The following is a 26694-nucleotide window of genomic DNA, read 5'->3' on the forward strand; positions in this document are numbered from 1 at the left end:
AGCATATGATTGCGCCAGTGCTACCTTTCCCGACATGGCAACCGAGCGCCCCGATCTCGCCGCGATGCTGTATCCGCTGGTGCGGGAACTGATCGCGCTCGAACTGCCCGTGCTTGCCGCGCATGAGGTCTCGATGTGGGGCTATTCGGTGCTCACCGCGCTCGACGACACCCCGGTCCGGACCCAGGCCGCGCTCGCGGAGGCGATCGGCGCGGACAAGTCCCGCATCATCGGCACCCTCGACGAACTCCAGCGGTCCGGCCTGATCGAGCGCACCCCTGACCCCGCCGACCGCCGCGTCCGCCTGCTCTCGATCACCCCCCAGGGCCGCCGGGTACGCCGTACCGTCCGCAAGGAAATCCAGGCGCAGGAGGAACAGGTCCTCACCGCACTCGCGCCCGCCGACCGCAAGACCTTCGTCCGCATCTTGCAAGAACTGCACACTTCACGCTGACGGTGGAGGCCGATCCCTCGCGCGGGTGATCCGGGCGGGGCCGAGGCTCACCAGGCTGGCCGTATGAGGCGAGCGGTCGTGGTGTGGGCGATGGCGTACGGCGGTCTGCGGATCTGGTTCGCGACCGGCCACGCACCCGGGTGGAAGTTGCCCGGCGACGATCTGCTGATCCCGAACTGGGTCTCGGTGATCGCCTGTCTGGTCACCGCCCTCGCCGTGATCCGGATCCGGCCGCGGTTGCTCTGGGCGCTCGCCGCGGGCTGGCTCGCAGCGGCCGGGTTCATCCTGCTCGACCTGGTCGCCAACGTCCTGCCAGGCCTCGGCATCCCGATCGACGTACCCGGGATGCTCAGCCGACTCGGCGCGGTCGCCGGCGCCGTACTGCTCGGCCGCCTCGCGAAAGCCCATCAGCCCGAGGCCAGGCCCTGGCCGCACTGGGTCTCGACCGCGGGTGCGTGCCTCGCGGTCGCCGGGTGCCTGACCAGACTGGCGGCGCAGGCAGTCGTGGGTTTCGGCAAGGCGCCGTACGGCGGCAACCTGTCGGTCGTTCTCTTCGAAGGCGGCTTCGTCCTGGTGGGAACGGTCCTCCCGTTCCTCCTCGTGCACCGCATCGGCCGGTACTTCCCGCGCTGGCTCCTGCTGGTCCCCGGCTACACGATCGGTGCCGGCATCACGGCGTACTTCACGGTCGGGCTGCTCCAGATGATCGTGAACGTGGTCCAGGGCGAGCCCGCGTACGACGATGTCGGCCTCCCGCAGAGCTTCTTCTGGGTCGCGGTCCCGGCGTACGTCGTCTGGGGCGTCGGTCTGACCGTCGCCGCCCGGGCTTACCAATTCGCCACCCGAAAGGCAACCGATTCGGAGTGTGATCTTCAAATCACGCAGCGTTGAACCAAGTAGAGCACTCAATCGTTCGAACCAGGCACAAGACCCATCCACACCGCGAGGAGTGAGGCCCTGTGCAGGTGCTTGAGCGTTTTCAAAAAGAAGTGATCGCCGTCTTCCGGATCGTCGTCGGGTTCCTGTTCGCCACCCACGGCGCGGCAGCGCTGTTCGGCGTCCTCGGGACCGAGCAGGTCGGCGCGTTCGTCTGGCCGTCCTGGTGGGCGGCGTTGATCCAGACCATCGGCGGTGCGCTGGTGATGGTCGGGCTCGGCACCCGGTACGCCGCGCTGCTGTGCTCCGGATCGATGGCCTACGCGTATTTCAGCGTGCACCAGGCGGGTGCTTTGCTGCCGGTGCAGAATGGTGGCGAGAAGGCGGCCCTGTTCTGCTTCGCCTTCCTGCTGATCGCTGTCCTGGGCAACGGCGCCTGGTCGGTGCAGCGGGCAGCGACAGCAAAAGCGCAGGCAGCCGCAGCGACAAAGTGACCTGATGTCAGACCCGCAGCCCCACAGAGCAGGAGCGCCGATGGCCGACGACCGGGCGACGCTGCTGCGTGAGCTGCACGATGTGCACGCTCCTGCGCTGTGGCGGTTCGTCGTCCGGCTGACCGGCGACGACCGGCTGGCGGAGGACGTCGTCCAGGAGACCCTGCTCCGGGCCTGGCGGCGACCGAACATCCTGGCCGAGGACGAGGCTGGCGCCCGGGCGTGGCTGTTCACGGTGGCGCGCAACCTCGTCATCGACGACCGGCGCAGCGCCCGGGTCAGCCGGGAGGTCGCCAGCGACGACCTCCCGGAGAACCCGAGCGCCGACCACGCGAACGCCGTACTGGATGCGTGGCTGGTCGCTGAGTCGCTGGCTCAGCTGTCGGAGGAACATCGGCAGGTGATCGTTCGTGCGTACTACGGACGCCGTACGGTCACCGACATCGCCGAGGAGCTGGACATCCCGTCGGGCACCGTGAAGTCGCGGCTGCACTACGGGCTGCGGGCGTTGAAGCTCGCGCTGCAGGAGAAGGGGGTGACGAGCCAGTGAGCGACCCGTACCGGGAGTGGGACGCTGCCTATCTGGTGGGCGCGTTGTCGGCGAAAGACCGGCGCGTGTACGAAGAGCATTTGCATACCTGCGAGGAGTGCTCGGCCGGGGTCGCGTCCCTGGCCGGCATCCCCGGAGTGCTGGCCGCCTTGCCGGCCGACCGCGCGCTGGCCACCATTACGGCCGATCCGCCGAATCTGCTGCCCGGTCTGGTCCGGAATGTCCAGCGCGACCGGCGCCGTCAGCGGATCCGGCTCGGTGCGCTGACGACCGGGATCGCCGTCGCCGCCGCGGCCATCGGTGCGGTGATCATCGTCCCGCTGACCCGCGACGAGCCGAAGGGTGACGTCGTCGTACTCGCCCAGACGGTGTCCAGCAAGCTGTCCGCGGACGCCCGGCTGGTGCCGGAGCCGTGGGGTACGACGATCGAGATCAGCTGCCGGTACGACGAACTCGCGACGCCGAGCGAACGCGCCCGCGGCTATGAGTTGTACGTCACAGACACGTCCGGAAAGGTCGAGCTGATCGCGAGCTGGACGTCCTCGCCCGGGACGACGGTGAAGCCGGCGGCAACCACCAAGCTGCAGCGCAGCGAGATCAAGGCCCTGGACATCCGCAGCTCGGAATCCGGCCGGGTGCTACTGGCTGTTCGTTTCTGAGCACGCATGACCGCAGTCCGTCGGGGCACCAGGAAGACAAGAGCGGCGGTCGCTCGAGAGGCCGCCGATCCAGGCCCCGGTGTTCAGGGACGTGCACCGGGGTCGCCGTACGTCGTGATGCGGCTGCAAGAAAATTCTGGTGAATCTGTAACACTCCGGGTGTCACCAGCGATACACCCTGTGTAACGCCACTGAGGATCCCGTCCCAGGCCGACCGCCCGAAGGGTCTGGGACGGGGTTCTCGATGCTTCTGAGGCGCCCAAGCAGCGTTACGAACGAAGGCCCCCGGTGACTCATCACCCCGGGGGCCTTCGCGCTGCGCGTTCCCTCCCTAGGACGCTTGTTCAGTCGGGCCGTTCGACTCCGGGAGAGCGATCCGGTCCGCCGGTAGGCGTTCCGTCCGCTCGTTGCCGTCGTCGCCCTCGTACTGCACCAGAGCGGTCCATCCCGATTCCTCGTGGTCGCGGCCGATCAGCCAGCCGCGACGCCACTTGCCATCCGCGAGGACGACAACATGGCTGGGCAGAGGGAGTCGGGACACCAGATCGGTGCCGGGCTCGAACTCAGTCATGGCCGAAGGCTAGGGGGTTTCGGAGCCGAGCGCCTCCCGGACGCGTGTTACTTCTATGTTTCACGCGGGGCGGGCTGCAATTCTTTGACAACTCTCACAGGCAAACCGAACGCTTGAACCGAACCGGTCACCTTCAGAGCGCGACCGCCCGGGATGTGTGTCACCCAGTCGTTCCGCAACGCGTGCCTGCACAGCGCGGCGCCGACCGCGCCGGCGAGATGCGGGCGGCGTTCGGTCACGTCCAGACACGACCTGAGGGCGGGCCGGCCGCGTCGTACGTCGACCTCGATGCCGAGATCTTCCAACCAGGCTTGGCCTTCCGGCGTCAACGCGATCCCGTCCGACCAGTCGATCAGACCGCGCTCCGTCATCGCGTCGGCGAGCGCGACGCCGAGCTTGCCCGCCAGGTGGTCGTAACAGGTGCGCGCCCGCGCGAACGCGTCCCGCTTACTTACAGCGGCCAAACTGTTCGCGACTTCTTCACGACGCGGCGTCAACGCGGCAAGCCCTTCCAGCAACTCGGCCGTATCCGGCCCGGCGAGCTTCACATACCGGTGCCGCCCCTGCCGCACCTCGGTCAGCAATCCGCCACTGACCAGCTGATTCAGGTGCTCGCTGATCGTCGGCCGGGAAACCTTCGCCAACTTGGCCAGCTCACTGGCAGTCCAAGCCCGCCCGTCGAGCAACGCCAGACAAACCGTCGCCCGAGTCCCGTCGGCCAACATCCGAGCCCACCCCGCCAACTCCTCACCTTCGGCCGTCATACCCCCATCATCCGCTCCCCACAGTTAGGCCCCCACCAAACAGTCCCGTGTCTAGCGTCGGTTGACGTGACTCATCTGACGATCGAACCTTCCATCCTGTACGTCGGCACGCCGGTCGCCCTGCTTGCGACCGTGAACGAAGACGAGAGTGTCAACCTGGCGCCGATGTCGTCGGCCTGGGCCCTCGGTGATGTTGTGGTGCTTGGGGTCGGTGTCTCGGGGCAGACTGCGGCCAACCTGCGTGAGCGGCCGGAGGTGGTGATCAACTACCCGTCGCCCGATCAGTGGAAAGCCGTCGAACGTCTGGCTCCGTTGACGGCCGCCGACCCGGTCCCTTCGCACAAACAGGATCGCTTCCGCCACGACCGCGCCAAGTTCACCGCCTCCGGCCTGACCCCCGTCCCCTCCGAACTAGTCACCCCACCCCGAGTCGCCGAATGCCCACTCCAGTTCGAAGCCACAGTCGCCCACTCGGAGCTAGATGCCAAAGGCAACTTCCTGATCGCTCAAGCCCGAGTAGTCCGAGTACACGCCGCCCAGGACATCGTCGTACCAGGAACCTCCCACGTAAACCCCGCCAGGTGGTCGCCCCTCATCTACAACTTCCGCCACTACTACGGCCTAGGCCCCGAACTAGGAGAGTCCTTCCGCACCGAAACCCCGAGGTAGGCGGATTTTGCTGCATATACGCCAGAAATCCTCCTACATAAGGCGTAGGCGATCGGTCTCCTCGTCGCTGAGGATTACGTCGAGGGATGCCAGTACGTCGGGGAGGTCTGCCGGGGGAACGTTGCGTTCGGTGGTGCGGCCGTCGGCGTACTCGAGTGTGAGGGTGTCGCCGACCAGGCGGCGCACTACGCCTTCGGCTACTCGCATTACTACGGGGCGGCCGGTGAACGGGGAGTTCGGGTGGGTTGAGACGTAGTGGTGGTAGACCTCGTAGTCGATCGGGCGGACCGGCTCGTCGTTCGACGCGTGCTGTGGGACCCACCCGTCCGCGGTCTGCTTCGACAAAGTCCACAGGTCGCCGTCGAGGGTGAGGCGGTGGTCCCAACCCGCCTGGTCGACGACGGCACCGTCCTTCAGCGGGGTCGGATACAGCTGGCCGGCGCCGAATCCCACGTCGGCCAGGAACTCCTGCCCGTCGACGCCCACCTTGAGCAGTGCGTGCGTCCGCGGTCCAGCCTTGTGCGGTTGCACCCGAGCAACCCGCCGTACGACGTCGAACCCGAGCTGCTCCAGCGCCGCGCCGAACAGCAGCGCGTGCTCGTAGCAGTACCCGCCGCGTTGCCGGCCGACCAGCTTGGCCTGGATCGCGTCGAGGTCGATGCCGGGATGCGTGCCGAGGACCACGTCGATGTTCTCGAACGGGATCGCTAGCACGTGCGCCTGATGCAGGCTCCGCAACGCCTCGGCCGACGGCGGCACTCGCTCGTGGCCGATCCGGGCGAGATAGGCGTCCAGATCGAGGCTCTCGATGTTCCACATGCGGGCTACCTCAACACTTCTAGTTCACTTCAGGTCAAGCTCGGTGAACAGCGTCAGCTGGATGCCGCCCGGGGCCTCGAGGCGGGCGTTCAGCGAGTTCCACGGCGTACGAGTCGGCTCGGCGACGACTGTCGCGCCGGCGTCGGCCAGCTCCTGCGTGGTCACCGCCGAATCCGCCACCTCGAACGCGACCCGGTACTTCCCGGCCACCCGCTGCCCGACCTCGACCCGGTCGATGAACTCCGCCTGGTTCCGGTCCGCGAGCTCGAGCGTCGCCCGCTCCACGTCGAGAATCGTCACCCGCCCGTCCTCCGACGAGTAGGACTCCCGCTCAGGCAACCCGAGGACGTCGCGATAGAACGCCACCGCGGCGTCGTAGTCGTCCACTGTCACAACCAGCCGCATCTCTTTGACACTCATCCAGCCAGTATCTACAAAAAGCGCTACCAGGCCTGGGCCAAAGCGGTCGTCGCGGGGGTGAGGCGGTAGCCGGCGTTGGCGGAGAACTCGGCAGAGAGGGCGAAGCGGTCGCCGCGGACGATCGTGTGCCGCCATTCGACCGGACGGTTCTGCGCGGTGCCCTGGCGGATGATCGAGAAGACCGCGGCGTCGGCGGGGCAGTGCAGGAGTGCTCGCTCGGCCGGGCTCGGGTTCATCGCGCGGATGTCCTCGCGCCCGTGGTCGAGGTTGATGCCGGTGCGTTCGGCCAGCTCGTTGTAGAGGCTGGTGTGCGTGAAGTCCGCTTCCAGCAGCGGCTTCGCGAGGGCGGCCGGCAGCCAGACGCGGTCGAGGGCGAGCGGCTCGTCACCGGCGTACCGGAGGCGCTCGAGGTAGAGCAGCGGGATCGACCCTTCGAGATCGAGGCGGGCGGCGACCACACCGTCCGCGCGGAGGTCGAGCGCCCGTACGACGCTGTGCTGCGGCAGGCCGGATTCCTCGACGGAGGAGAACAGGCTGTAGAGCGCGCCCATCGGCTGCCGGATCTCCGGTGCGGTCGCGACCCGGGGCTGCCGGCCGCGCTCCGCGACGATCAGCCCGTCGGTGCGGAGTTGTCCGAGCGCCTGGCGGACGGTGTGCCGGCTGACCGCGTACTCCTCGACCAGCGCGAGCTCACCCGGGAACGCGTCATCGAACTCCCCGGAGCGCAGCCGCCGTACCAGATCCTCCTGCAGCTGTTTCCACAACGGATCCCCACCGGCCCGGTCGAGCCTGCGCACGTTCACCCAGTTCCTCCAGTTGCCAAATGTCCGGTCATCTCCTACCGTGAATGTACGTACATTTCTCACGGGAGGGAACCGGCTAGTGGTGCAGCTTGAGGTTAGGCCACCTCGCCCCCACCCCGCCGCTCCCACCGTCCGTCGCCTCGGGTCTGCCGTACGGCGGATGCGCGGGTTGTGGATCGTGCTCCTGGTGACGGCCGTGGCGGTCCCGCTCGGGCGACTCGTACCGCTCGTCGGCGGGCCGGTCTTCGGGATCCTGCTCGGCGTGATCGCGGGCAGCGTGATCCCGGCGCTGCGTTCGGAGATCTGGCGGCCCGGGTACGACTTCGCCTCGAAGACGTTGCTCCAGCTGTCGATCGTCGTACTCGGCACTGGGCTGTCGTTGCAGCAGGTCGCGCACGTGGGCGTCTCGTCGTTGCCGGTCATGCTCGGCACACTGGCGCTCGCCCTCGGCGGCGCATGGTTCTTCGGGCGAATCCTCGGCGTACGCGGCGACACCCAGATCCTGATCGGGGTCGGTACCGCGATCTGCGGAGGCTCAGCGATCGCCGCCGCGACGGCCGCGATCGGTGCCAAGCGCTCGTCCGTCGCCTATGCGTTGGCGACGATCTTCACGTTCAACATCGTCGCCGTCCTGACGTTCCCGCCGCTCGGTCACCTGATGGGCATGAGCCCGGAAGCCTTCGGGTTGTGGGCCGGTACGGCGATCAACGACACGTCGTCCGTCGTCGCGGCCGGGTATGCGTACAGCCAGTCCGCCGGCGATCAGGCGATCGTCGTGAAGCTGACGCGGTCACTCACCCTGATCCCGATCGTGCTGACGCTGGTCGCGCTCAAGATCCGGCGCGAGAACCGCGCGGCGCGCGCACTCGATGCTGCGTCTGAGGGTACGTACGAGGGCTCCACGGCGTCGATCCGTAAGCCGTTGCCGTGGCGCAAGCTCGTTCCGCTGTTCCTGATCGGCTTCATCGCCGCAGCGGCCCTCCGCTCGGCCGGCGTGGTACCGGAGTCCTGGCTGCCTGGTTTGAGCCTCACCGGCAGCACCCTCATCACCGCCGCGCTGGCCGCGATCGGCCTCTCACTGCGCCCGAGCGAGCTGCGCGACGCAGGACCCAGGCCGCTCCTCCTCGGAGCGATCCTCTGGGTCCTGGTCGCTGTCGGCAGCCTCGGACTTCAGTCCTTCTCGTAGGCGGCCTGGCGGTCCTGGACCGCCTTGATCCGCGGTACGTCGAGCTTGTTGCTGCGGTCGAAGTTGTAGATGCCGTTCTCTTCCTGGAACACGTCGGTCAGCTGCGTGTAGCAGTAGCCGAACATCAACTCGTTGTCGAGCAGCGCGTCGATCAGACCGGCGAAGCGGGTGTAGAAGTCCTCTTCGTTCGCGACCCGCTGGCCGTAGCCCCAGGAGTCCGAGGAATTCCCGCTCTTCCCGGCCGCCGCCTTCTCCTCGTTCCACCAGATGCCGCCGAACTCGCTGCAGAAGTACGGCTGGCCGTCGTACGCCAACGAGATCGGCTTGCCCTCGGGGCCGCCGGTGTTGCCGTACGGCTTGTCGTTCACGAGATCCGCCATCTGCTTCGCGAACTCGGCCGGGTCCTGCTCGTAGTTGTGCGAGTCCCAGACGTCCGTCTCCGGTACGCGGTGGCTGTAGCCGGAGGTGTCCAGCACCGGGCGGCTCGTGTCCGCGGCCTTGGTGGCCAGGAACATCGCGCGGGTGACGTCGTCGAGCTGGGTGATCCGGTCGTGCAGCAGCTGGTGCGTCTCGTTCAGCGGGCACCAGCCGACGATGCTCGGGTGGCTGTAGTCGCGTTCGACCGCCTCGAGCCACTGGCCGACGTACGACGCGGTCGGCTGCTGGTTGTCCTTGTCGGTGTTGCCGACGCCGGAGCCCCAGTCGCCGAACTCGCCCCAGACCAGGTATCCGAGCCGGTCCGCGTGGTACAGGAACCGCTCCTCGAACACCTTCTGGTGCAGGCGCGCGCCGTTGAACCCGGCCGCCAGGCTGAGCTCGATGTCGCGGACCAGCGCCTGCTCGGACGGCGCGGTCATCAGGCTCTTCGGCCAGTACCCCTGGTCCAGCACGAGTCGCTGGAATACGTGCTTGCCGTTGATCAGGATCGCCTTGCCGTTGATGCTCACCGACCGCAGCCCGGCGTACGAGTCGGCTCCGTCGACCACGTTGCCGTCGGCATCGATCAGCTCGAGGCGTACGTCGTACAGGTGCGGATCCGTGGTGTCCCACAGACGAACGCGGTCGGCCGGGACCTGCAGCGTCAGGCGCGGGGCCAGGTCGAGATCGGCGCGAACCTCATGGCTGACGATCTCGCCGTCGGCGTCCTTGAGGGTGGCCTTGATCGTGTAGCCGGCCTTGTTCGCCGAGACCGGGACCTCGAGGTGGAAGCTGGAGCCCGCGACGTCCGGGGTGATCCGGGGCCGCTTCAGGTGCACCGTGGGGACCGCTTCGAGCCAGACGGTCTGCCAGATGCCGGTGGTGCGGGTGTAGAGGCAGCTGTGGTTGAAGTACAGCTGGCTCTGCTTGCCGCGCGCCTGCGGACCGCGGTGCGTGTCACGGGCGCGGACGACGATGGTCGCCTCCTCGCCCGGCTTGGCGACATGGTGCAGGTTGGCGCTGAACGGGGTGAATCCGCCGCGGTGCCGGACCACCTCCTCGCCGTTCACCCAGACGGTGGTGTCGTGGTCGACGGCCTGGAAGTGCAGTACGGCGTCCTTGCCGTCCCACTCCGCGGGGATCGTGACGGTGGTGCGGTACCAGACCGCCTCCATGAAGTCGACGTCCTCGATCCCGGACAACTCGGTCTCCGGCGCGAACGGTACGACGATCCGCTGCGTCAGCTCGCGTTCCCGCAGGCCGCGCTCCAGCCCGGAGTCCGACCGGTCGATCTCGAACTGCCACTCGCCGTTCAGATTCACCCATTCGGGCCGAACGAACTGCGGACGCGGGTACTCCGCACGAGGCTGCGACATTGTTGTCTCCCGAGGTGCTTGATCGGTGGCGGGACACGAGCACTTTACAACGTTGGAATGGACCCAGCAATGGCCAGTTCCACCCACTGGAAACGTCTGCTCAGGGCTGGGTGAAGAGGGCGGCGTTGAGGAAGTCGGCGGCGAAGGTGCCTTCGCGATCGGCTTGTACGGCGCGGAGGTCGAGGGGAGTGAGGGCGCCGAAGATCGTGCGGAGGTCGTCGAGGGAGAACGTCATACCGCCGTACGTGTCCCCGGTCGTGACCACGTCGAGGTCGCTGGGCATGTCCATCCGCTCGGCGGCGAAGGCGACGATCCCGAACCGCCCACCGGACCGCACGAGTGGGAGGACCCGCTGCAGGTACGTGATCCGGCGATGCGGGGCGATGTGGTGGAAGCACCCGGAGTCGTACACGACGTCGTACTCACCGGCCGGCAGCGGATCACGCAGTACGTCGACCGCCGTCAACGTGACCGCCGCGGGCATCGTCGGCCGCAGCGTGTCGAGGAGGTCCGCGGCGAGGTCGATCCCGTCGACGGTCGCGCCCTGCTCGGCGAACCACCTGGTGTTGCGGGCCGCGCCGCAGCCGACGTCCAGAACCCGCGCATTCTCGAGCTCCCCGAGCAGACCTCGCTCGTGCCAGTCGACCAGCGGTTCGTCCGGGAGTTGGGTGGTCAGCGGATGTCCGGGGGTGGTCAGCAACCCGGTCCAGTACTCCGCGGCGGAGGGGCTGGAGCGGTCTCCTCGTCCGCTCGCACTCACCACCTGATCGAGAACGTCGAGCAACTGGTCAACCGTGAAAATGCGAGGTCCCGTCACCAGTGAATTCTACCGGAATTCCCTTTGCGTAGCAGCGTGTTCCGGGCTGGTCGACGTACTTTCCCCAGGGGGTTGTGAGGGTGTATCCGCTCGACTCGTAGAGCGCGATCGCCTCGGGCTGGAGCTCCCCCGTGGACAAGCGAAGTGTGGGGTAGCCGGACGCTTCCAGAGCGGCCAGAAGGGCGCGCGCGTATCCCCGCCCCCGTGCGGCCGGCGCGACGTACATCCGCTTCACCTCGCCGTCGCCGGGATGCTCGCTGTCCGGGCCGAACGCCTGTACGGCGCCGCACCCGACGGCACGCCGCGCGTCGTCGAGCACCACGAAGTACCGCGCCCCGTCCTTGACCTGCGACCGCCCCTCGACCCCGTACTTCGCAACCAGCTCGCCGAAGGCCGCCGCCAACAGCTCACCCAGCTCGAGATCCTCCGCCGCACGCTCCTCCACGATGTGCTTCACCCCCGCATCGTAAAAGCAGATGAGTTGGTACGGCGGAGGGCCATAAGCTCTTGCCCGATGCAGCGTTTCTGAAGGTGTAGGTACGTCGTGGCGGGCCCTGGACGGGGTCGGCTCGATGTGGCGTGCCTGCGCCGCGCTTCGACTGTTCTGTCGATCGCGAGCCTTCAGGAGCCTTCTTGTCCGGCATCACCGACCACCTCGTCCTGCGCACCATCGAAGGCGCAGCTGACCTCCTCATCGAGGAACTGCGAGCGATGGCGTCGATCCATTCAATCCGCCAGGCGTCCGTAGACACCGTCGAGTGCACACTCAACGGCCCCCTGGACGAACTCGCCGCCTGCGCGCTGTACTCGACGGTCGCCGTACGTGACCTCGATCAATCGCTGCGGAGCGGACTCCTCAGCAGCCTCTCGCCAGTCCGCTTTCGAGTCGGGACGGCCGATCCGGTCCGTCGACGGGAGGTGATCAACTCGACCGAGCAACAATTCGGTTGGGTGAACCGCCCTGGGGACTGGGACGTCAATCTCCTCCCGTCTGCCGACGGGTGGATCGGGGAGTTCGGCCCGTTGTCGTGGACTCGTCGGTTCGGTCGGTTGGAACGGTTGCCCTGGTCAACCAACCTGATCGTCGCCGAGGTTCTGGTCCGGCTGGCGAAGATCCGCCCGACCCACCGAGTCCTGGACCCGTTCTGCGGCACCGGAACCATCCTCCACGCAGTACGCCGCCAACACCCCACCGCTCACCTCCTGGGCCTCGACCACGACGCCCGCGCGCTCAGGCTCGCGGCTGACAACGCTCTCGGGGACGCGGTCGACAGCGTGCTCATGAACGCGCTCCGCGGCGACGGGCTCCCGCTTGCTCGGGGTTCGGCGGACGCTCTTCCGCTTGCGTCCGGCAGTGTGGATCGGGTGGTTGCGAATCTCCCGTTCGGCAAGCAGGTCGGCAGTCATCGCGCCAACCGCACGCTGTATCCCGCCGTACTCGACGAGATCGCCCGAGTCCTCACCAGCGACGGCCGCGCCGTACTCCTCACCGAAGACAAGCGCCTCCTGCTTGGCGCAGTCCAACGGCAGAACGGCCTGAAGGTCGTGCGTCAGCGACTCCTCAGATACAACGGAGCAACGCCGACCGCCTACATCCTCACCCGGACCCGTCCACCACGAACCGCGCGAAGGGTGATCTCCGGGAGTGGTTCTGAGAATTGTTTGCCGGACCCCCAACGCCGCGGCCCGGTTGTTCGTCTAGGTCGGTGAGAGGGCGGAAGGTGGTGTGGTGGCCGACTGGGAGCATGCGTTCAGGACGTTGCTGGCTACGCGCGGCGGCGCGCTGCGCAGCTATGCCTACCTGTTGACCGGTGACCCAACGGCCGCCGGCGACCTGGTCCAGGAAGCGCTCACGCGGGTGTTCGGTCGTCGCCGGATCGGCGAGGACATCGACCAGCTCGAGGCGTATGTCAGGCGCGCGATGCTGAACCAGTACGTCGACAGTCGCCGGCGACTCAAGCGGTGGAATGCGACCCGCCATCTACTGGTCGACGTACCTCACCACGACGACGACCGGCTCGCGGTGGCGGACGAGGTCCGGAGAGGGCTGGCGACTCTTTCGCCGAGGCAGCGGGCGTGTGTTGTTCTGCGCTACTACGAAGACCTGACCGTCGCCGAGGTCGCCGACGAGCTCGGTTGCGCCGAGGGCACCGTGAAACGACACCTGGCCGATGCGAGGGCGAAGCTCGCTGTGCAGCTCGGCATCACGGAGGAGAGTACGCAATGACTGCCAACGATCTACGAGAAATGCTCCGGGTCGCGGCCGCTGAGGGCAGCGACGTGGTTGACCTCGCCGAGGACGCGGTCGCCGAACGCATCCAGCGCCGCCGGATCCGCAGCAGGCGATTCGCGGTCGGGGGTACCGCGTTGGCCGCCGCGGTAGTGCTCGCGGGGACCACGTGGGCCGTCCGCCCCGGCGGTGAACACCCCCCGACAGCCAGTGCACCGTCGACAGCCGATGTCCTGCCTCGACTCGCTCGGTCTGACCTGGACAGTCCCAGTGGGATGGAGGCGGCCCTCCGAACCACGTTGACCGTCGACGCGAACGGGTGCGTTCGGGCGAGTTCGGGTCAGCCCGGGGTCACGCTCGTGTGGCCGCGTGGGTACACGGTCCGGGGAGATGCACAGTCGTTCGAGATCCTCGACGGTACGAACAAGGTCGTCGCGAAGTCCGGCACCCCCCTCGACATCGGCGGCGGTGGTGTCGACCGCTTCAAAGACACGTGGACAGGCCGCGACTGTGCAACCGGCGGGACGCTGTGGCTGGTCGGCAACATCGGCCCCGCCCGATAGCCGTTCCTCCGCCAGCCGAAGGTCCCGGAGCATGGCGCGCCGACGCGACTGCTGGTCAGGGCCTTCCCGACACCCACCCACATCCAAGCGGAGCCCAGCAAGTGGTCACCTGACCGCCGACGAGACGGAGCCGGTTCCCTGCCCAACCTCCGCGTCTGGGTCTCTGCCCGACGTCCGCGTGTTGTGCATGGCCGTGATTCTGCTCGACCTCCGTGTCTTGTGCAGGGCTGGGTCTCTGCTCAACGTCCGCGTGTTGTGCATGGCTGGGTCTCTGCTCGACCTTCGCGTGTTGTGCAGGGCGTGACTCTGCTCTACCTCTGTGTGTTGTGCAGGGCTGTGACTCTGCGCGAGTTGTGCGTCAGTGCTGGGGGGTTTGCTCGGGCTCCGCGTCTTCGGCGGGGGCGTCCGGCGGAAGGTCGCTCCACGGATCGACCGTGCGGTTGTTGCCGAGCGCTCCGATTTCGGAGGTTGAGCAGCCCTCGGAGGGGAGCGGTTCACCCCAGATCGCCAGGTACGCCGCTTCGCGGGCGGACGCGGACGTGTTGGCTCCGACCGGCGGCTCCTCGGAGGAGGCCGACGGTTGACCGGCGCGTGGCTGCCCTTGGCCAACAGCAAGACGCCGTTGTTCGACAGCCGAACGGCGACCTGCCGCATCGGATGCCGCCGGTGCCGGTGGAGGTGGCGTGCTGGGTTTCTCGGTGGGCGTGGGTGGGTGCTGTGATGGTGTTTGGGTCGCGGGAGGGCTGGAATTTGCCCTGGCGGGGTGGGTTGGGTCGGCCCAGGTGGGTCTGGCTACGTGGACTTCGCCGTTGGTGATGGTGATGGTCCAGTGGCCGTTGTGTAGGTCGGTGTGGTGGCAGCGGCACAAGAGCACGAGGTTGGAGATCTTGGTTTCGCCGCCGTCGATCCAGGAGATCAGGTGGTGTGCGTCGCACATGATGGGTGGGGCTCCGCAGACGACGCAGCCGCGGTCGCGGGTGTTGAGGGCGCGGCGCATGGCGCGGGTGACGAGGCGTTCGCAGCGGCCGACGTCGAGGGGTTCGGAGTTGGAGCCGAGGACGATCGGGATGACCTTCGCATCGCAGGCGAGGCGGCGGATGGTGGCTGCGGACAGTCCGTTGCTGTAGACGGTCTGTCCGATCGCGTCCGCGGTCGCTGCCTTCAGGTCCTCCAGGTCGATGGTCACGGTCAGGTTCGCCTTGGCCCCGAACCCAGGAACCACGTCACCACCCGAACCAGCCACCGCACCACCTTCCCCGCCAACATCTGAGCCGCGCCCCGCGTCGGTCCTCGTCTCCGCAGTAGGACCAGCCGTCGTACGACCAGCGTCCGTGGAGCCGGTGTGCGTGGAGTCGGTGGGTGTGTTGGTGGGGCGGGGGATGGTGGGTGAGGGGGTGCCTGCGTCGAGGGCGGTGGCGGCGAGGGTGAGGGTGGTGGTGAGGGCGTCGGCTTGGCGCTTTTCGCGGGAGCGGGGGTCGCGCTCACCGTCGATGGTTTTGTGTGGGCGGGCGCCGGTGAAGATCAGGGTGCGGAGGAGTTCGGCGTTTTCGTTGGCCAGGTACCCGGTGAACTTCACTCCCCGGTCGGCGGTCTTCAAGGTCAAGGTCTCGCGGGCGGCGGCCTTGTCTTCTTCGGGTTCGGGGCCGTCGGTGTCGAGGATGTCGCGGGACTGCTCGGCGGCCGCACGGAGATCGGCCGGGGACAGGTACCGGGCCTGGCGGACCAGTTCCTGTTCGGCGAACTCGAGGTCTTCGACCGGCACGGTGGTCGGGACCTTTTCCAGGGCGGTCACGATTGCTTCGGCCTGCGCCGGCCGCAGCAACACCTCAGGAATCTCCCCGTCCTCCACAGCGGAGTCGGGGTCGGGCAGCGCGGCAGTGACGGCCGCATACTTGGGCAGCGCGCGGGACAGCTTGACGTCGCGGTAGGCGCGGGAGCGGTCGAGGCGGTAGCGGAACTCCAGGTACTGGACCATGTCACGGGCACCGACCCGTTCGGCATACCCGGACTTGTCCATCGCCGCAACGAGGCGTAGGCGGCGGGTCTCGGTCCGGGCCTGGTCGGCGTCGCACTGGTCGAGAGCATGCGCCAGCTCGGCATCGCTCATCAACTCCGGCGGCTTCTCCATGCATCAAAGCCTAGACACCCCCACCGACAGTTTGCAAAGCCAGAACCCCTTATTTTCAAGGGAATCTGTTATCCACAGCCTAATGACTTGTGGATCTTGCCAAAGGCAACAAAATCACAAGCCGAGGAGTCGGGACCCGTTCGCCCAGCAGACCGCGCGTAGCCAGTCGTCGCCCAGGTCCAGGGACTCCAGCGACGTCAGTTGGACGGCGTACTCGTAGGGGATGTTGGGGAAGTCGGAGCCCAGGACGATGCGGTCCTGGAGGTCGGCCAGGCGGGGGACCAGGTCGCGGGGGAACGGCATCAAGGACTCGGTGAAGGGTGTCAGCGCCATCGTCGTGTCGAGATGCACGTTCGGGTACGACGTGAGCGCGAGATGTTCGGCGTACTCCGGCATTCCGAGGTGCGCGATCACCGCAGTCAACTGAGGATGCCGTCGCAGTACCTCACCCATCGGTCCCGGACCGGTGTGCCGTCCGGGGATCGGCCCGGAGCCGCAATGAACGACAACAGGTACGCCGGCCTCCGCCAACTGGCCCCACACGTCGTCGAGCTCGCCGGACCGCGGATCGTAGTCGCCGACCTGAACGTGCACCTTGAAGATCCGCGTCCCCAACTCCAACGCTTCGCGGACATACCCAGCGGCTGAAGGTTCGGGGAAGAACGTCCCGCTCGCCACACACGCAGGCGTCACAGAGGCGAAGTCCCGCGCCCACGCGTTCAAGGAGGCAGCCATACCGGGCTTGTGCGGATAGACCAGCGCCGGAAACGCCCGCACCCCCAACGAATCCAGCGTCTTCAGCCGCTCCTCGACCGACGTCCGGTAGGTGATCGGCCAGTCGGCCCCGTAATGCTCGGAAGCCTGGTCGAAGTACGCCCAGACCGCGTTCATCACCCGGTCCGGCAGGAAATGCACATGCACATCCACCAGACCGTCCATCCCAAGCCGCCGCCACCAGGTCGGCACATCCGCGTCACGCACGCCTCTAGCCTGCCTGATCGGCCACCCAGAGGTCGGTGAGGCCCTTGAAGTGGGCCATGAACTTCTCCTGTTCGTGGAGCGGGTACGTCGCGGCGACGGTCTCCTGGAGGATCCGGGCGAAGTCGGGGCCGGATACCCAGTCCCGGACCCTGAGGTCGAAGTCGCCGAGGTGGGCGGCGCACCACTCGTGGTACTTCGTGGTTTCGAAGTGCTCGTCCGCGAGGGCCAGGTACCCGTTCAGCTTGGCGTCGTAGTCCAAAGAAGAGTCGTCCGCGATGTCGAAGTACCGCTCCGTGTGCAGGTCCACCGACGAACGCCGGCCGGTCGCCAGGCAGAAGACCGACCACTTCACGAGCGCGCTCAGCGCCCACGGGAAGTAGTAGTGCAGCGACGTGACCGCGACGTCCGGGCAGGCGTTGGCGTAGTCGATCGGGTGCACCGAGTCACCCTTGACCAGCATCTCGCAGGAGTTGAACTCCCAGCCGAAGAACGCGTTCACGATCCGGCTGATCGCGACCGCCTCGTGGCCGGCGCCCGGGCTGAGGAAGTCGTGCGAGACGGCGTACCGGTTGTGCATCGGCTCGTCCGGGCGGAAGTCCATCACCATCGTCTCGGCGCCGATCGACAGTGCTCGCGCGAACTTGTCGTACTCGATCGTCGCCTGCAGGTGCATCAGCATCTCGCCGGACTCGTCGTACGCGCGGTGCAGATCGTCACGGTCCCCGATCCGCGAGACCCCGCGCCAGCCGCCGCCGTCGAACGGTTTCATGTACAGCGGGTAGCCGAGGTCGTCGGCGATCGCGTCCAGGTCGAACGGCCGGTTGTACGTCGCCGACGTGTACGCCCAGCGCACGTTGTCGAGCGGGTTCTTGTACGGCACCAGCACGGTCCGGGGGATCTTCAGGCCGAGGCGGAGCATCGCGCAGTACGCCGAATGCTTCTCCATGGACTGGAACGTGAACGGGGAGTTCAGCAGGTACGTGCCGTTCATCAGCGCGGCCTTCTTCAGCCACTCGCGCGGGTGGTAGTACCAGTACGCGAGCCGGTCGATCACCAGTCCGACGCGCACCGGGTCGTTCAGGTCGAACGGTTCGATGGTGAGCCGCCGGGACCCGAACTCGTGCTCGTGCCCGTCGATCGTCACCGGACCGACCCGCTGCAGCAACGCCTCGAACGCCTGCGGCCAGTCCTCCTCGGCCCCCAGCAACAACCCGATCAGATGCCTCGAACGATCACTCACGTGGACTCTCCTCAGCAGAATCGGGGCAGGTGATGGGCTAGCTGCTGCTGCCACCAGGGCCAGTCGTGTGCTACGTCGTACCCCCACATGTCCAGCTCATGCGGGATGCCCTTCTCGGTCAGCGCAGCATCGGTCGCGCGGGCCGACGGCAGCGAGCCGGTCGGGTTGGTCTCCCAGTCACCCTGACCCACGGTGAGCACGATGAACAGCCGCCTGCGCAAATAGTCGAGATGGTCGCCCGACAGGTTGGGCAGGTAGTCGGCCGGGTTGTTGAAGTACGTCGCGTCGCCGCGCTCGCCCCACGCGTGCCAACTGCTCGCGTCGTAGTTCCCGGACTGGCAGATCGCGAGCGGGAACAGGTCGGCCCGCTTGAACGCGAAGTTCAGCGCGTGGAACGCGCCGAGGCTGCAGCCGGTCGTGATGATGTCGCTGACCCCCGGCGAGTCCGACCCGATCGTCGGCACCACCTGGTTCACGATCCACGACTCGTACAGCTCGTGCCGGCGGGCCCGGTCCTCGAGCTGGATACTCCGGTCCGACCAGCTGACGTGGTCGTAGGAGTCGACGCAGTACAACTTGACCCGTCCGGCCTCGATCAGCGAGGCGACCGCGTCGACCATGCCGTTGTTCTCGTAGTCCCAGGCGCGTCCCTGCTCGCTCGGGAAGACCAGCACCGGCCGGCCGAAATGGCCGTACCGGATCAGCGTTCCGCGGCGGTCAAGCCCCGGCGCCTCCAACTCGACCTGCTCGCGTTCCATCAGCCCCACCCCAGGTCCGTCGCAGTAGCTCCGTCAGCTCAGGATCCAGTACATCCCGCCATGCTGTGAAGTTGTGCATGTCCGGAGTTTCGTCCAGCGCCACATCCAGCCCGAGTTCGGCGAGCCGCGCCGCCATCACCCGGTTGTTGTGCACGTTCTCCTCGGTCGTCCCCGCGGTGATCCCGACGGGCGGCGTACTCGGCGCCGTGGTTGCCGCCAGCACCTGCGCGACGAACCCGGTCACCTCGGCGTAGAACTCGAACTTCGACTCCTGCGGATCGGTCTCCGGCGTGAAGAACGACCCGGACTGCAGGAACAGCCCGGCGAACGTCCCCGGGAAGCTCCACTCCGCGTGCAGCGCCGCGAGCGCACCCAGGCTCGCCCCCATCATCACCGGCCGTCGGCTCTGGTACTGCGTCTGCACAGCCGGTACGACGTACTGCGTCAAAGCCAGGGCGTACTGCGGGTTCGCGGCGTACCAGAGGTTGCGCGATGTCGGCTCGATCAGCGCCAGCCGGAACGGAGGCAGCGCGGACCCGGCCACCATCGCGCCGGCGTACTGCGCCAGACCGGCGTACGCGGCGAACTCCGGACCGTCGTGAGCGAGCAGCAGCGGCAGCTCGAACGCCGGAGCGATGCCTTCCGGCGCCCAGACCTGCACGTGGACCTGCCCGACCGGGGACTCGACGGTCACCGGGGTCAGCGTCGACGGGATCGGCTGAACGGTCAGCCACTCGGGCTCGACGTACCCGGGCAACGGCAGCCAGGAATGATGCCCGAACGCTCCGCCGACCGAACGCGGGTTGGTCGGATCGGTCCGCGTGCCGAGGTTGGCGATGTCGAACAGGTACTCCATCCGGTGTACCGACGGCCGCGGCAGCCGCAGCTCCCAGCCGTAGTCGACCGGCTTGAACTCGAGCAGCTCCGCCGCGAGGCCCAGCTCCTGCCACAACCGGACGCCTGTGTACGCATGCGTCGGGTCACCGAGGCGGAACACCACCTCGGCCCCCTCGACCGCGCTCACGACATCAGGCATCCAACCAAGGTACTGGCGGAAATACTGACAAGGGATGTCAGTGATGACGTTCTATCGTGGGAAGGTGGTCGATCTCACCGATATCCGCGAAATCACCGCGGACCTCCCGCGCAGCTACGAGGTACTGGTCCGGGACCGGATCAAGTTCCGCGTCGGCCAGATCGTGTACCTCGCGGTCGCGGCCGACGAGCAGACCATCGGCCTCGGCTTCCCGCGCGAGGAACGCGCCGCCGCCCTCGCCGCCGAGCCGGACAAGTTCCTCCCGCCGCGCCCGTCCGACGAACGATTCCAGTGGATCGAGCTCAACCTGGCAGCCGTCGAGTACGACGAACTCCGCGAGCTGATCCTCGACGCCTGGGCACTGTGCGTCCCGAAGAAAGTCCGCGCCGAGTACTTCGGAACCTAGTTCACGACGACGGGCGTGTCCTTGCTGCCGATCAGGCCGAGGAGCTCCACGGCCTCCGCTTCGATCGCTTCCTGTTCGACGGCGGTGACCTTGCCGTGGGTGGTGACCCGCAGGGTCGGGTCGGCGCCGCGGTGATGACGCCAGTCGGCCGCGTAGTCGCCGTCGATCAGGACGGTGCCCATCGCGGCGCCGTTGCCTGGCGGCAGCGGTACCGGCCGCCCGGACGGGTTGACCCGCCGCCGATCCGCGTGCCCCAGCAGCAGATTGTCGAACTCCGGAAGGAACCGCACCGGCGCGGGCGTCTCCGCGTCAGGCAACGGACCGTCCGGTACGTCGAACAGTTCGCGCCCGTCCTCGTCGGCGTACACGCGCAACCCGGGCCGGAGCCGGTCCAGCACCTCACGCAGTTTCGTCAGCCCGGACCACATCTGTACGTCGGCCGCGCTCGCCGGACCGAACACCGCCAGGTACCGCAGGATCAGCGCGTCGATCGAAGGATTCGGCACCGGCGACCGGCCGAGCCAGCTCTCGATCGTCTGCAGCGCGGCCGGACCCGTCTGACCCCACACTCCGCGTGGCGTGACCTGAACCGTGCCGATCAGCGAGCTGACGGCGTACGCCATCGCCGTCGCGTCCCAGTCCGGCCAGCGCTCGCCGAGGACTTCACCCAGCCGGCTGCGGCTGTACGGCTCCCGGCTCAGCAGGTCGCTGCCGAACGCAACGACAGCGTCGAGGTCGGCCCCGGCCAGTCGTTTGCCGAACGCTCCCCGCAGTCCACGTTCCGCGACCGGTCGGATGAGCGGCCACATCGTCAGGCAGTCCTCGGCGGTGACGAGATGGATCGTGGCCCGCAGCAGCGTGCCGCGGACGACGTCCCGGTCCGTCAGCAGCGCGGACAGATCGGCCGGGTCGAAGCCCTCGAGCCTCGACCACAGCGCGACGTACGGCGCCAGCGGGGCCTGCGCCTGCAGACCCACCAGCCGCTCGATCATTTCGGCGACCGTGCCGCTCTCCCGGCGCAGCAGCTGCTGACGCTGGAGGAGGGCACGGTTCAGGTCACGACGGCTGAGCACGCGGACCGGGGTCGAGGCGTTCATCGGCCAAGCGTACGGAAGAAGGCGCGGATGTCCTCGACCAGCAATTCGCCGCATTCCATCGCGGGGAAGTGACCGCCCTCGGTGAAGTCCGACCAGTGCGTGATCTCGTTCCCCGGATCGGCGATCCGGCGAACGACCGGACTGCTGTTGAAGACGGCCCAGCCGGCCGGCACCGACGACTTGGCGCCCCAACCGAGATCGGAGTGTGCCGCCTCGTACAGGAAGCGGGCCGCGCTCGCGCCCGCACTGCGGAACCAGTAGATGCTGATCAGAGTCAACAGCTGGTCGCGGTCTACCGACTCCTCGGGCGATTTCGACGGATCCGTCCACGCCTGGAACTTCTCCGCGATCCACGCCAGTTGCGCCACCGGTGAGTCCGTCAGTCCGGCGGCGATCGTGTCCGGCGTGTGGTTCTGCAGATCCAGATAGCCACGTCCCGCCTGCCAGGCCGCCTTGGCCTGCGCGACAACCGCCAGATCCTCCTCGTCGAGGTCGTCGGGCAGCGGCACGAACTCGCCCGCCAGGCTGAGCGTTCCGCGGTCGCTGTTCACATGCGTGCCGATGACCCGGTCGGGCACGGTCGCGCCCAGGTGCCCGGTGATGCCGGCGCCGATGTCGCCGCCCTGCGCGGCGAACCGCTCATAGCCGAGCCGCGTCATCAGTTCGGCGAACGCGGCGGTCGTCCGTCCCAGCTCCCAGCCGCCGCCGGACAACGGCGTCGAGAACCCGAACCCGGGCAAGGACGGTACGACGACGTGGAAGGCGTCCGCGGCCTGGCCGCCGTGCGCGACCGGGTCCGAGAGCGGTCCGAGCAGGCGGAGGAACTCGACCGCAGATCCGGGATAGCCGTGGGTGATCAGCAACGGCGTCGCGTCCGGCTCGGGTGAACGGACGTGGAAGAAGTGAATGACCTGCCCGTCGATCTCGGTCGTGTACTGCGGATAGCTGTTGAGCTCCTGCTCCGCCTTCCGCCAGTCGTACGACGTACGCCAGTACTCGGCCAGATCGTGCAGATAGCTGCCGGGGATGCCGCGGCTCCAGTCGTCGGCGTCTCCCGGGACCGGACGCGACCGGCGGGTGTGTTCGAGCCGGAACTTCAGGTCGGCCAGGTCGGCCTCGTCGATCTCGATCAGAAACGGGCGGATCTCCTGTGTGTTGGTCATACTCCGACCGTAGAAGCCATTGCGGAAGACTTTCTTCCGCAATGTCGGTCATCCTGGAGAAATGCTGAACACGTCGGCCCGCCTGCTCCGGTTGCTGTCCCTGCTCCAGACCCGCGCGCTGTGGGCCGGCCCCGAGCTGGCCGAGCGGCTCGGAGTGACCACCCGCACGATCCGCACCGACGTCGACCGGCTGCGGCAGCTCGGTTATCCGGTGGAAGCCGCGCCCGGACTCGCCGGTGGCTACCGGCTTGGCGCAGGCGCCGCGTTGCCGCCCTTGCTGCTGGACGACGACGAGGCGGTGGCGGTCGCGATCGGCCTGCGCACAGCCGCCAACGGAGGGGTGGAGGGCATCGGCGAGACCTCGATCCGTGCCCTCGCCAAACTGGAGCAGGTCCTGCCGCCACGCCTCCGCCACCGGGTGAACGCGCTGCAGTCGGCGACTCTCGCCGTACCAGGCACCGGGCCGAAGGTCGACGCGGACGTGATGATCGCGATCGCGGCGGCGATCCGCTCCGAGCACCGGCTGCGCTTCGACTACGCGAGTTACGACGGGCGGGCCAGCAGCCGTGAGGTCGAGCCGCACCGGCTGGTCGTCATGGGACGCCGTTGGTACCTGATCGCCTGGGATCCGGAGCGCGACGACTGGCGGACGTTCCGGGCCGATCGGATCACGCCGAAGATCCCCGGTGGCCCGCGGTTCACGCCCCGGGAGCTGCCGGAGGCCGAGGTCGCCGCCAGGCTGCAGCGCGGCGTCGGCACCGCGACCTGGCGGTACCACGCCCGCGTCCTGCTGCACGCACCCGCCGCCGAGATCCGCGCCAAGCTCCCGCTGCCCGTCGAGATCGAGGAGCTCGGCCCGAACCGCTGCCAGCTCAGGGTCGGCTCCGACACCCCGCAGATGCTGACGCTCTACCTGGGTCTCCTGGACGTCGACTTCGAGGTCATCGACGCGCCGGAGCTGGCCACCGCCCTCACGGCACTGGCCGACCGTCTGCACCGCGCGGCCGGGCCGGTTGGCCGTTCGGATGCCCCTGGCAACGACCAGTCATCCTCAGGTAGTAGACCAGAACCATCCTGACGGCCGATGGGTGGCGCGATTTCGCGAGCGACTCTTGAAGCATGACTGGGGACTTCCTACCCCGGCGCCAGAAGGCGTCGGCGCTGAGCCAAGCTGTGACCGTTGTGATTCTGCTTGCCGTAGTGGCGGTCGGGGTCCTGCTGTTTACCTAGGAATCCCAGCGCACATCGGCTTCGCCCGGTCGGACGACTCCGGCCTCGTAGGCGACCACGACGGCCTGGACCCGGCTGGACAGGCCGAGCTTCGACAGCACCGAGCTCACGTGGGTCTTGACCGTGGTCTCGCTGACGAACAGCTTGGTCGCGAGGTCGCGGTTGGACAGCCCACGGGCCATCCAGACCAGGATCTCCCGCTCCCGTTCGCTGAGGTGGGACAGCAGCCCGGCCCATCGCGCATCCGGCTGCGCCGGCGCGCTGATCGCCGTACCGCCGTCGACCTGACGCTCCAGCTCCATGCAGCGCTCGAGCAGTACGCGGGTCGAGGCCGGATCGACGAGTGAGTCACCGCGGTGCACCGCCTGTACGGCGGAGACCAGGAGATCCGGATCGGTGTCCTTCAACAGGAACCCGGACGCTCCGGCACGGACGGCGGCCAGTACGTACGCCTCGTCGTCGAACGTCGTCAGCACCAGTACGGCGGGACGCGCCCGGCCGGCCTCACGGTTGGCGGTCGTGATCCGCTCGGTGGCCACCAGACCGTCCATCACGGGCATCCGGATGTCCATCAGGACGACGTCCGGGTCGTGCTGCTCGATCAGCCGGAGCGCCTCCTCGCCGTTCTCGGCCTGCGCGACCGTGGTCAGGTCCGGCTCGTGGTCCAGGATCATCGCCAGGCCCATCCGGATCACGCCCTGGTCGTCGGCGACCAGGATCCTGATCGGTTCGCTCACTTCTGCGGCGGCAGCCATGCCTGCACTCTCCATCCACCCAGGGGGCCGGCCGCGACGGCGAGGGTGCCGCCGACCGCTGTGGCCCGTTCCCGCATCCCGATCAGTCCGTTGCCGCGGCCGCTCTCCTTGCGGCGCGCGGTTTCCAGCACGTTCACCGGCGGCGGACCGCCGTTCCCGTTGTCGTCGATGGTCAGCAGTTCGCCCTGCGGTCCACTCTGCCAGGTCACCCGCGCCGAGCTGGCCTTGGCGTGCACCATCACGTTCGTCAGCGCCTCCTGGATGATCCGCACCGCGGTCAGGTCGGTCGCCGACGTGAGCTGTCGCTGCCGTGGCGGCAATTCCATCGTCACGTCGATCCCGACCGCCTTCAGCCGCTCACCCATCCGCGCCACGTCGGCCAGGTCCGGCACCGGCGCGGTGCCGCCGCCGGACCCGGTGTCGCCGGCGATCTGCGGCGACGCGGTGTTCAGCACCCGCACCGTCTCCCGCATCGCGGTCAGCGCTTCCTTGCCGCTGGCAATGATCCAGCGGATCGCCTCCCGCAGTACTTCGGGTCGCTCGTCGGCCACCCGGTCCGCCGCCTGCGCCCGGATCACGACCGCGCTCACGTGGTGCGAGATCACGTCGTGCAGGTCGCGGGCGATCCTGGTCCGCTCCGCGACCGCGGCCCGCTCCGCCTCGACCGCACGCAGCCGGACCAGCTCGGCGTTGCGCTGCTCGAGCAGGGCCACCGACTTCCGGCGCCGGCGCGCGTCCGCACCGAGCAGCACCATCCCGCAGATCAGTGCCTCCGCGAACACGAACAGTGACACGTCGATGTACGAGTACAGGCTCGGCACGTCCCGCGGGAGGCTCTGGTACCGATCGCCCCGCAGGATGTCGCGGTTGACATGGCTGAGGACGATCGCGACCACGGCCGGCAGCCCGATCATCAACCCGGCCAGGCTGCCCATCGTGAAGAACAGACAGGTGAACCGCCGTACGCCGGCCGACGCCGCCAGGTACCCGACGACGAGCAGCGGGACCAGGTGGATCTCCGACTGCAGCGCCGCGTCGCTGATCTCGGGCTGACCGAACATCGTGAGACCGAGCTGCGCCGCCAGGCCGGTGCCGGCGGCGGCGTACAGGAACGGGTACAGCACCGAGACGGCCAAGAGCATCGTGCGCGGGATCCGCCGGACCAGGGCGACCGTGGCGACCAGGAAGACACCCGTGACGACCGAGACGGCCGGGTTGTGCGGCCGCAGACCGGTGCCGTTGATGAGGTTCAGTACGGCGAACCAGACCAGCCCGATGAGCGCCGCGCGCAGCACGTCCTGCTGCCCCTGCGACAATCGGCGCCAGACTCCCATCATGTCGCCCAGCGTAGTCAGTCTGTGTTTGCCAAAGCTTCATCTGCCCGGAGGGGCAGGCTCTCCAACTTTTGGAGGAGGCTCAGCGTCCGAACTGATACTCAGGGGCTACAGATGGGACGTGAGAACGGTCCCTGGGACCGATGTGCCGCCCCACCCGGATCCGAGAGGCTGTACCCCATGAGTCACGACGTGCCGCCGCGCCGGAACACGATGGCGCGGACGCGGTTGCTGTCCGTGATCGGTGTGGTCGGGGTCGGTGGTGTCGTCGGAGCGCTGCTGCTGTGGCACGCGCAGGTCGGCGAGGTGCTCGGTCTGGGTGCGGACAAGGAGCCGGTGGTGTCGACCGTCGGCGCGCCCGCTGTCGGCGCACCGCCCACCACCACGAAGCTGGTGACCCCCACGCCGTCCCGCCGTACGACGTCACGCCCGACGCCGACCGCGCCGACTGCGCCGCCGAAGACCGCGACGACGCCCTCCAAGAAGCCCACGCCGGTATCGCGTGAGGAGAGCATCGACGGGCTCTCGCCGAAGCTGAAGTCGCGGCTGGCGAAGGCGATCACGGCCGCGAAGGCCGACGGCGTCAGGATCAGCATCACGTCCGGCCGGCGCAGCGCGGCGAAGCAGCAGCGGCTGCTGAACGACGCGATCAAGAAGTACGGGTCGTACAAGCTGGCGACGCGCTGGGTGCTGCCGCCGAAGTACTCCGCTCACGTGCAGGGCAAGGCCGTGGACATCGGTCCGGCGGCCGCCATGACATGGCTGAACAAGAACGGCTGGCGGTACGGCGTGTGCCGCCGGTACGACAACGAACCCTGGCACTTCGAGGCGCTCACAACGCCCGGCAAGAAGTGCCCGCCGCGCGAACCGCACGCGGTGGCCAAGGCAGATTGATCCA

The 26694-nt window shown here is 67.9% G+C and carries 30 protein-coding genes; 13 read left to right on the forward strand and 17 right to left on the reverse strand.

Features of this window, described 5'->3' with window-relative positions:
- Positions 1-34 precede the first annotated feature (34 nt).
- The 5 genes from OHB24_RS15600 (at position 35) to OHB24_RS15620 (ending at position 3033) form a co-directional block, all read left to right on the forward strand.
- Positions 35-454, forward strand: a complete 420-nt coding sequence (locus OHB24_RS15600) for a MarR family winged helix-turn-helix transcriptional regulator (RefSeq protein ID WP_327639737.1) — start codon at positions 35-37, stop codon at positions 452-454.
- A gap of 63 nt (positions 455-517) precedes the next feature.
- Positions 518-1345: a hypothetical protein gene (locus tag OHB24_RS15605; RefSeq protein WP_327639738.1), complete on the forward strand. Its 828-nt coding sequence runs from the start codon at positions 518-520 to the stop codon at positions 1343-1345.
- Positions 1346-1413: 68 nt separating this feature from the next.
- On the forward strand, positions 1414-1824 hold the full coding sequence (locus OHB24_RS15610) for a DoxX family protein (protein WP_327639740.1): 411 nt from the start codon (positions 1414-1416) through the stop codon (positions 1822-1824).
- 40 nt (positions 1825-1864) lie between these two features.
- Positions 1865-2374, forward strand: a complete 510-nt coding sequence (locus OHB24_RS15615; protein ID WP_130388757.1) for a sigma-70 family RNA polymerase sigma factor — start codon at positions 1865-1867, stop codon at positions 2372-2374.
- The gene (locus OHB24_RS15620) at positions 2371-3033 is read left to right on the forward strand and encodes an anti-sigma factor family protein (RefSeq protein ID WP_327639741.1); all 663 of its coding nucleotides are present in this window, start codon (positions 2371-2373) and stop codon (positions 3031-3033) included. Before OHB24_RS15615 ends, OHB24_RS15620 begins: the two co-directional genes overlap by 4 nt.
- A gap of 331 nt (positions 3034-3364) precedes the next feature.
- Here the strand turns inward: OHB24_RS15620 and OHB24_RS15625 are convergent, their stop codons facing one another.
- The gene (locus OHB24_RS15625; protein WP_130388759.1) at positions 3365-3604 is read right to left on the reverse strand and encodes a hypothetical protein; all 240 of its coding nucleotides are present in this window, start codon (positions 3602-3604) and stop codon (positions 3365-3367) included.
- Positions 3605-3657: 53 nt separating this feature from the next.
- Positions 3658-4368: a helix-turn-helix domain-containing protein gene (locus OHB24_RS15630; protein ID WP_327639742.1), complete on the reverse strand. Its 711-nt coding sequence runs from the start codon at positions 4366-4368 to the stop codon at positions 3658-3660.
- A gap of 66 nt (positions 4369-4434) precedes the next feature.
- On the opposite strand from OHB24_RS15630, the gene OHB24_RS15635 reads away from it, so the two are divergent.
- Complete coding sequence (locus tag OHB24_RS15635) at positions 4435-5037, forward strand: flavin reductase family protein (RefSeq protein ID WP_327639743.1); 603 nt, start codon at positions 4435-4437, stop codon at positions 5035-5037.
- A gap of 33 nt (positions 5038-5070) precedes the next feature.
- Here OHB24_RS15635 and OHB24_RS15640 read toward each other — a convergent pair whose 3' ends face one another.
- The 3 genes from OHB24_RS15640 to OHB24_RS15650 are packed head-to-tail and all read right to left on the reverse strand — an operon-like array spanning position 5071 to position 7079.
- On the reverse strand, positions 5071-5856 hold the full coding sequence (locus tag OHB24_RS15640; protein WP_327639744.1) for an arylamine N-acetyltransferase family protein: 786 nt from the start codon (positions 5854-5856) through the stop codon (positions 5071-5073).
- A 24-nt stretch (positions 5857-5880) separates the two neighbouring features.
- On the reverse strand, positions 5881-6276 hold the full coding sequence (locus tag OHB24_RS15645; protein WP_327639745.1) for a VOC family protein: 396 nt from the start codon (positions 6274-6276) through the stop codon (positions 5881-5883).
- A gap of 23 nt (positions 6277-6299) precedes the next feature.
- On the reverse strand, positions 6300-7079 hold the full coding sequence (locus OHB24_RS15650) for a GntR family transcriptional regulator (protein WP_327639746.1): 780 nt from the start codon (positions 7077-7079) through the stop codon (positions 6300-6302).
- A 160-nt stretch (positions 7080-7239) separates the two neighbouring features.
- Here OHB24_RS15650 and OHB24_RS15655 point away from each other — a divergent pair, with 160 nt between their 5' ends.
- Complete coding sequence (locus OHB24_RS15655) at positions 7240-8265, forward strand: YeiH family protein (protein ID WP_327639747.1); 1026 nt, start codon at positions 7240-7242, stop codon at positions 8263-8265.
- Here OHB24_RS15655 and OHB24_RS15660 read toward each other — a convergent pair.
- The 3 genes from OHB24_RS15660 to OHB24_RS15670 form a co-directional block, all read right to left on the reverse strand.
- Positions 8250-10058 carry a glycoside hydrolase family 2 protein gene (locus OHB24_RS15660; protein ID WP_327639748.1) on the reverse strand — a complete coding sequence of 603 codons (1809 nt, stop codon included), beginning with the start codon at positions 10056-10058 and terminating at the stop codon, positions 8250-8252. The two genes, OHB24_RS15655 and OHB24_RS15660, sit on opposite strands and share 16 nt — an antisense overlap.
- A gap of 100 nt (positions 10059-10158) precedes the next feature.
- On the reverse strand, positions 10159-10875 hold the full coding sequence (locus OHB24_RS15665; protein WP_327639749.1) for a class I SAM-dependent methyltransferase: 717 nt from the start codon (positions 10873-10875) through the stop codon (positions 10159-10161).
- Positions 10847-11332, reverse strand: a complete 486-nt coding sequence (locus OHB24_RS15670) for a GNAT family N-acetyltransferase (protein WP_327639750.1) — start codon at positions 11330-11332, stop codon at positions 10847-10849. Before OHB24_RS15670 ends, OHB24_RS15665 begins: the two co-directional genes overlap by 29 nt.
- A gap of 176 nt (positions 11333-11508) precedes the next feature.
- Between OHB24_RS15670 and OHB24_RS15675 the strand changes: the two genes are divergently transcribed.
- Genes OHB24_RS15675 through OHB24_RS15685 form a run of 3 tightly spaced genes read left to right on the forward strand, consistent with a single transcriptional unit; the run spans position 11509 to position 13668 of the window.
- Positions 11509-12585 (forward strand): TRM11 family SAM-dependent methyltransferase, encoded by a 1077-nt coding sequence (locus tag OHB24_RS15675; protein WP_327639751.1) that lies wholly within the window; start codon positions 11509-11511, stop codon positions 12583-12585.
- Between the two features lie 19 nt (positions 12586-12604).
- Positions 12605-13102, forward strand: a complete 498-nt coding sequence (locus OHB24_RS15680) for a SigE family RNA polymerase sigma factor (protein ID WP_327639752.1) — start codon at positions 12605-12607, stop codon at positions 13100-13102.
- Positions 13099-13668, forward strand: a complete 570-nt coding sequence (locus OHB24_RS15685) for a hypothetical protein (RefSeq protein ID WP_327639753.1) — start codon at positions 13099-13101, stop codon at positions 13666-13668. Before OHB24_RS15680 ends, OHB24_RS15685 begins: the two co-directional genes overlap by 4 nt.
- A gap of 358 nt (positions 13669-14026) precedes the next feature.
- Here OHB24_RS15685 and OHB24_RS15690 read toward each other — a convergent pair whose 3' ends face one another.
- From OHB24_RS15690 to OHB24_RS15710, 5 genes are all read right to left on the reverse strand, one after another.
- On the reverse strand, positions 14027-15796 hold the full coding sequence (locus OHB24_RS15690) for an HNH endonuclease (protein ID WP_327639754.1): 1770 nt from the start codon (positions 15794-15796) through the stop codon (positions 14027-14029).
- A 114-nt stretch (positions 15797-15910) separates the two neighbouring features.
- On the reverse strand, positions 15911-16777 hold the full coding sequence (locus OHB24_RS15695; protein WP_327639755.1) for an amidohydrolase family protein: 867 nt from the start codon (positions 16775-16777) through the stop codon (positions 15911-15913).
- A 4-nt stretch (positions 16778-16781) separates the two neighbouring features.
- Positions 16782-18017, reverse strand: coding sequence for an ATP-grasp domain-containing protein (locus tag OHB24_RS15700; RefSeq protein ID WP_327639756.1), 1236 nt, complete (start codon positions 18015-18017; stop codon positions 16782-16784).
- Positions 18018-18028: 11 nt separating this feature from the next.
- On the reverse strand, positions 18029-18775 hold the full coding sequence (locus OHB24_RS15705) for an esterase family protein (RefSeq protein ID WP_327639757.1): 747 nt from the start codon (positions 18773-18775) through the stop codon (positions 18029-18031).
- Positions 18735-19811 carry an alpha/beta hydrolase gene (locus tag OHB24_RS15710; protein ID WP_327639758.1) on the reverse strand — a complete coding sequence of 359 codons (1077 nt, stop codon included), beginning with the start codon at positions 19809-19811 and terminating at the stop codon, positions 18735-18737. Before OHB24_RS15710 ends, OHB24_RS15705 begins: the two co-directional genes overlap by 41 nt.
- Before the next feature lie 43 nt (positions 19812-19854).
- Between OHB24_RS15710 and OHB24_RS15715 the strand changes: the two genes are divergently transcribed.
- Positions 19855-20217: an MmcQ/YjbR family DNA-binding protein gene (locus tag OHB24_RS15715; RefSeq protein ID WP_327639759.1), complete on the forward strand. Its 363-nt coding sequence runs from the start codon at positions 19855-19857 to the stop codon at positions 20215-20217.
- On the opposite strand, the gene OHB24_RS15720 is transcribed toward OHB24_RS15715, so the two are convergent.
- On the reverse strand, positions 20214-21314 hold the full coding sequence (locus OHB24_RS15720) for a winged helix DNA-binding domain-containing protein (protein ID WP_327639760.1): 1101 nt from the start codon (positions 21312-21314) through the stop codon (positions 20214-20216). The genes OHB24_RS15715 and OHB24_RS15720 overlap by 4 nt on opposite strands.
- On the reverse strand, positions 21311-22477 hold the full coding sequence (locus OHB24_RS15725; RefSeq protein WP_327639761.1) for an epoxide hydrolase family protein: 1167 nt from the start codon (positions 22475-22477) through the stop codon (positions 21311-21313). The genes OHB24_RS15720 and OHB24_RS15725 overlap by 4 nt, the downstream gene beginning before the upstream one ends.
- A gap of 61 nt (positions 22478-22538) precedes the next feature.
- Between OHB24_RS15725 and OHB24_RS15730 the strand changes: the two genes are divergently transcribed.
- Positions 22539-23555 carry a helix-turn-helix transcriptional regulator gene (locus tag OHB24_RS15730; RefSeq protein WP_327639762.1) on the forward strand — a complete coding sequence of 339 codons (1017 nt, stop codon included), beginning with the start codon at positions 22539-22541 and terminating at the stop codon, positions 23553-23555.
- Positions 23556-23703: 148 nt separating this feature from the next.
- On the opposite strand, the gene OHB24_RS15735 is transcribed toward OHB24_RS15730, so the two are convergent.
- On the reverse strand, positions 23704-24444 hold the full coding sequence (locus OHB24_RS15735; protein ID WP_327641072.1) for a response regulator transcription factor: 741 nt from the start codon (positions 24442-24444) through the stop codon (positions 23704-23706).
- Positions 24441-25799 carry a sensor histidine kinase gene (locus OHB24_RS15740; RefSeq protein ID WP_327639763.1) on the reverse strand — a complete coding sequence of 453 codons (1359 nt, stop codon included), beginning with the start codon at positions 25797-25799 and terminating at the stop codon, positions 24441-24443. The genes OHB24_RS15735 and OHB24_RS15740 overlap by 4 nt, the downstream gene beginning before the upstream one ends.
- 177 nt (positions 25800-25976) lie before the next feature.
- Here OHB24_RS15740 and OHB24_RS15745 point away from each other — a divergent pair, with 177 nt between their 5' ends.
- Entirely contained in the window at positions 25977-26690 is a 714-nt protein-coding gene (locus OHB24_RS15745; protein ID WP_327639764.1) for a M15 family metallopeptidase, read from the forward strand.
- The last annotated feature ends 4 nt before the right edge of the window (positions 26691-26694 follow it).

The sequence above is a fragment of the Kribbella sp. NBC_00482 genome, from assembly GCF_036013725.1.
Lineage (GTDB): Bacteria > Actinomycetota > Actinomycetes > Propionibacteriales > Kribbellaceae > Kribbella.

What these genes read in the sequence shown, in the direction of transcription:
- OHB24_RS15745 (WP_327639764.1), top strand. Translation starts at nt 25,977, where the DNA reads ATGAGTCACGACGTGCCGCCGCGCCGGAACACGATGGCGCGGACGCGG.
- OHB24_RS15690 (WP_327639754.1), bottom strand. Translation starts at nt 15,796, where the DNA reads ATGGAGAAGCCGCCGGAGTTGATGAGCGATGCCGAGCTGGCGCATGCT.
- OHB24_RS15705 (WP_327639757.1), bottom strand. Translation starts at nt 18,775, where the DNA reads ATGGAACGCGAGCAGGTCGAGTTGGAGGCGCCGGGGCTTGACCGCCGC.
- OHB24_RS15600 (WP_327639737.1), top strand. Translation starts at nt 35, where the DNA reads ATGGCAACCGAGCGCCCCGATCTCGCCGCGATGCTGTATCCGCTGGTG.
- OHB24_RS15605 (WP_327639738.1), top strand. Translation starts at nt 518, where the DNA reads ATGAGGCGAGCGGTCGTGGTGTGGGCGATGGCGTACGGCGGTCTGCGG.
- OHB24_RS15660 (WP_327639748.1), bottom strand. Translation starts at nt 10,058, where the DNA reads ATGTCGCAGCCTCGTGCGGAGTACCCGCGTCCGCAGTTCGTTCGGCCC.
- OHB24_RS15630 (WP_327639742.1), bottom strand. Translation starts at nt 4,368, where the DNA reads ATGACGGCCGAAGGTGAGGAGTTGGCGGGGTGGGCTCGGATGTTGGCC.
- OHB24_RS15725 (WP_327639761.1), bottom strand. Translation starts at nt 22,477, where the DNA reads ATGACCAACACACAGGAGATCCGCCCGTTTCTGATCGAGATCGACGAG.
- OHB24_RS15715 (WP_327639759.1), top strand. Translation starts at nt 19,855, where the DNA reads ATGACGTTCTATCGTGGGAAGGTGGTCGATCTCACCGATATCCGCGAA.
- OHB24_RS15720 (WP_327639760.1), bottom strand. Translation starts at nt 21,314, where the DNA reads ATGAACGCCTCGACCCCGGTCCGCGTGCTCAGCCGTCGTGACCTGAAC.
- OHB24_RS15730 (WP_327639762.1), top strand. Translation starts at nt 22,539, where the DNA reads ATGCTGAACACGTCGGCCCGCCTGCTCCGGTTGCTGTCCCTGCTCCAG.
- OHB24_RS15740 (WP_327639763.1), bottom strand. Translation starts at nt 25,799, where the DNA reads ATGATGGGAGTCTGGCGCCGATTGTCGCAGGGGCAGCAGGACGTGCTG.
- OHB24_RS15625 (WP_130388759.1), bottom strand. Translation starts at nt 3,604, where the DNA reads ATGACTGAGTTCGAGCCCGGCACCGATCTGGTGTCCCGACTCCCTCTG.
- OHB24_RS15685 (WP_327639753.1), top strand. Translation starts at nt 13,099, where the DNA reads ATGACTGCCAACGATCTACGAGAAATGCTCCGGGTCGCGGCCGCTGAG.
- OHB24_RS15655 (WP_327639747.1), top strand. Translation starts at nt 7,240, where the DNA reads ATGCGCGGGTTGTGGATCGTGCTCCTGGTGACGGCCGTGGCGGTCCCG.
- OHB24_RS15645 (WP_327639745.1), bottom strand. Translation starts at nt 6,276, where the DNA reads ATGAGTGTCAAAGAGATGCGGCTGGTTGTGACAGTGGACGACTACGAC.
- OHB24_RS15615 (WP_130388757.1), top strand. Translation starts at nt 1,865, where the DNA reads ATGGCCGACGACCGGGCGACGCTGCTGCGTGAGCTGCACGATGTGCAC.
- OHB24_RS15640 (WP_327639744.1), bottom strand. Translation starts at nt 5,856, where the DNA reads ATGTGGAACATCGAGAGCCTCGATCTGGACGCCTATCTCGCCCGGATC.
- OHB24_RS15710 (WP_327639758.1), bottom strand. Translation starts at nt 19,811, where the DNA reads ATGCCTGATGTCGTGAGCGCGGTCGAGGGGGCCGAGGTGGTGTTCCGC.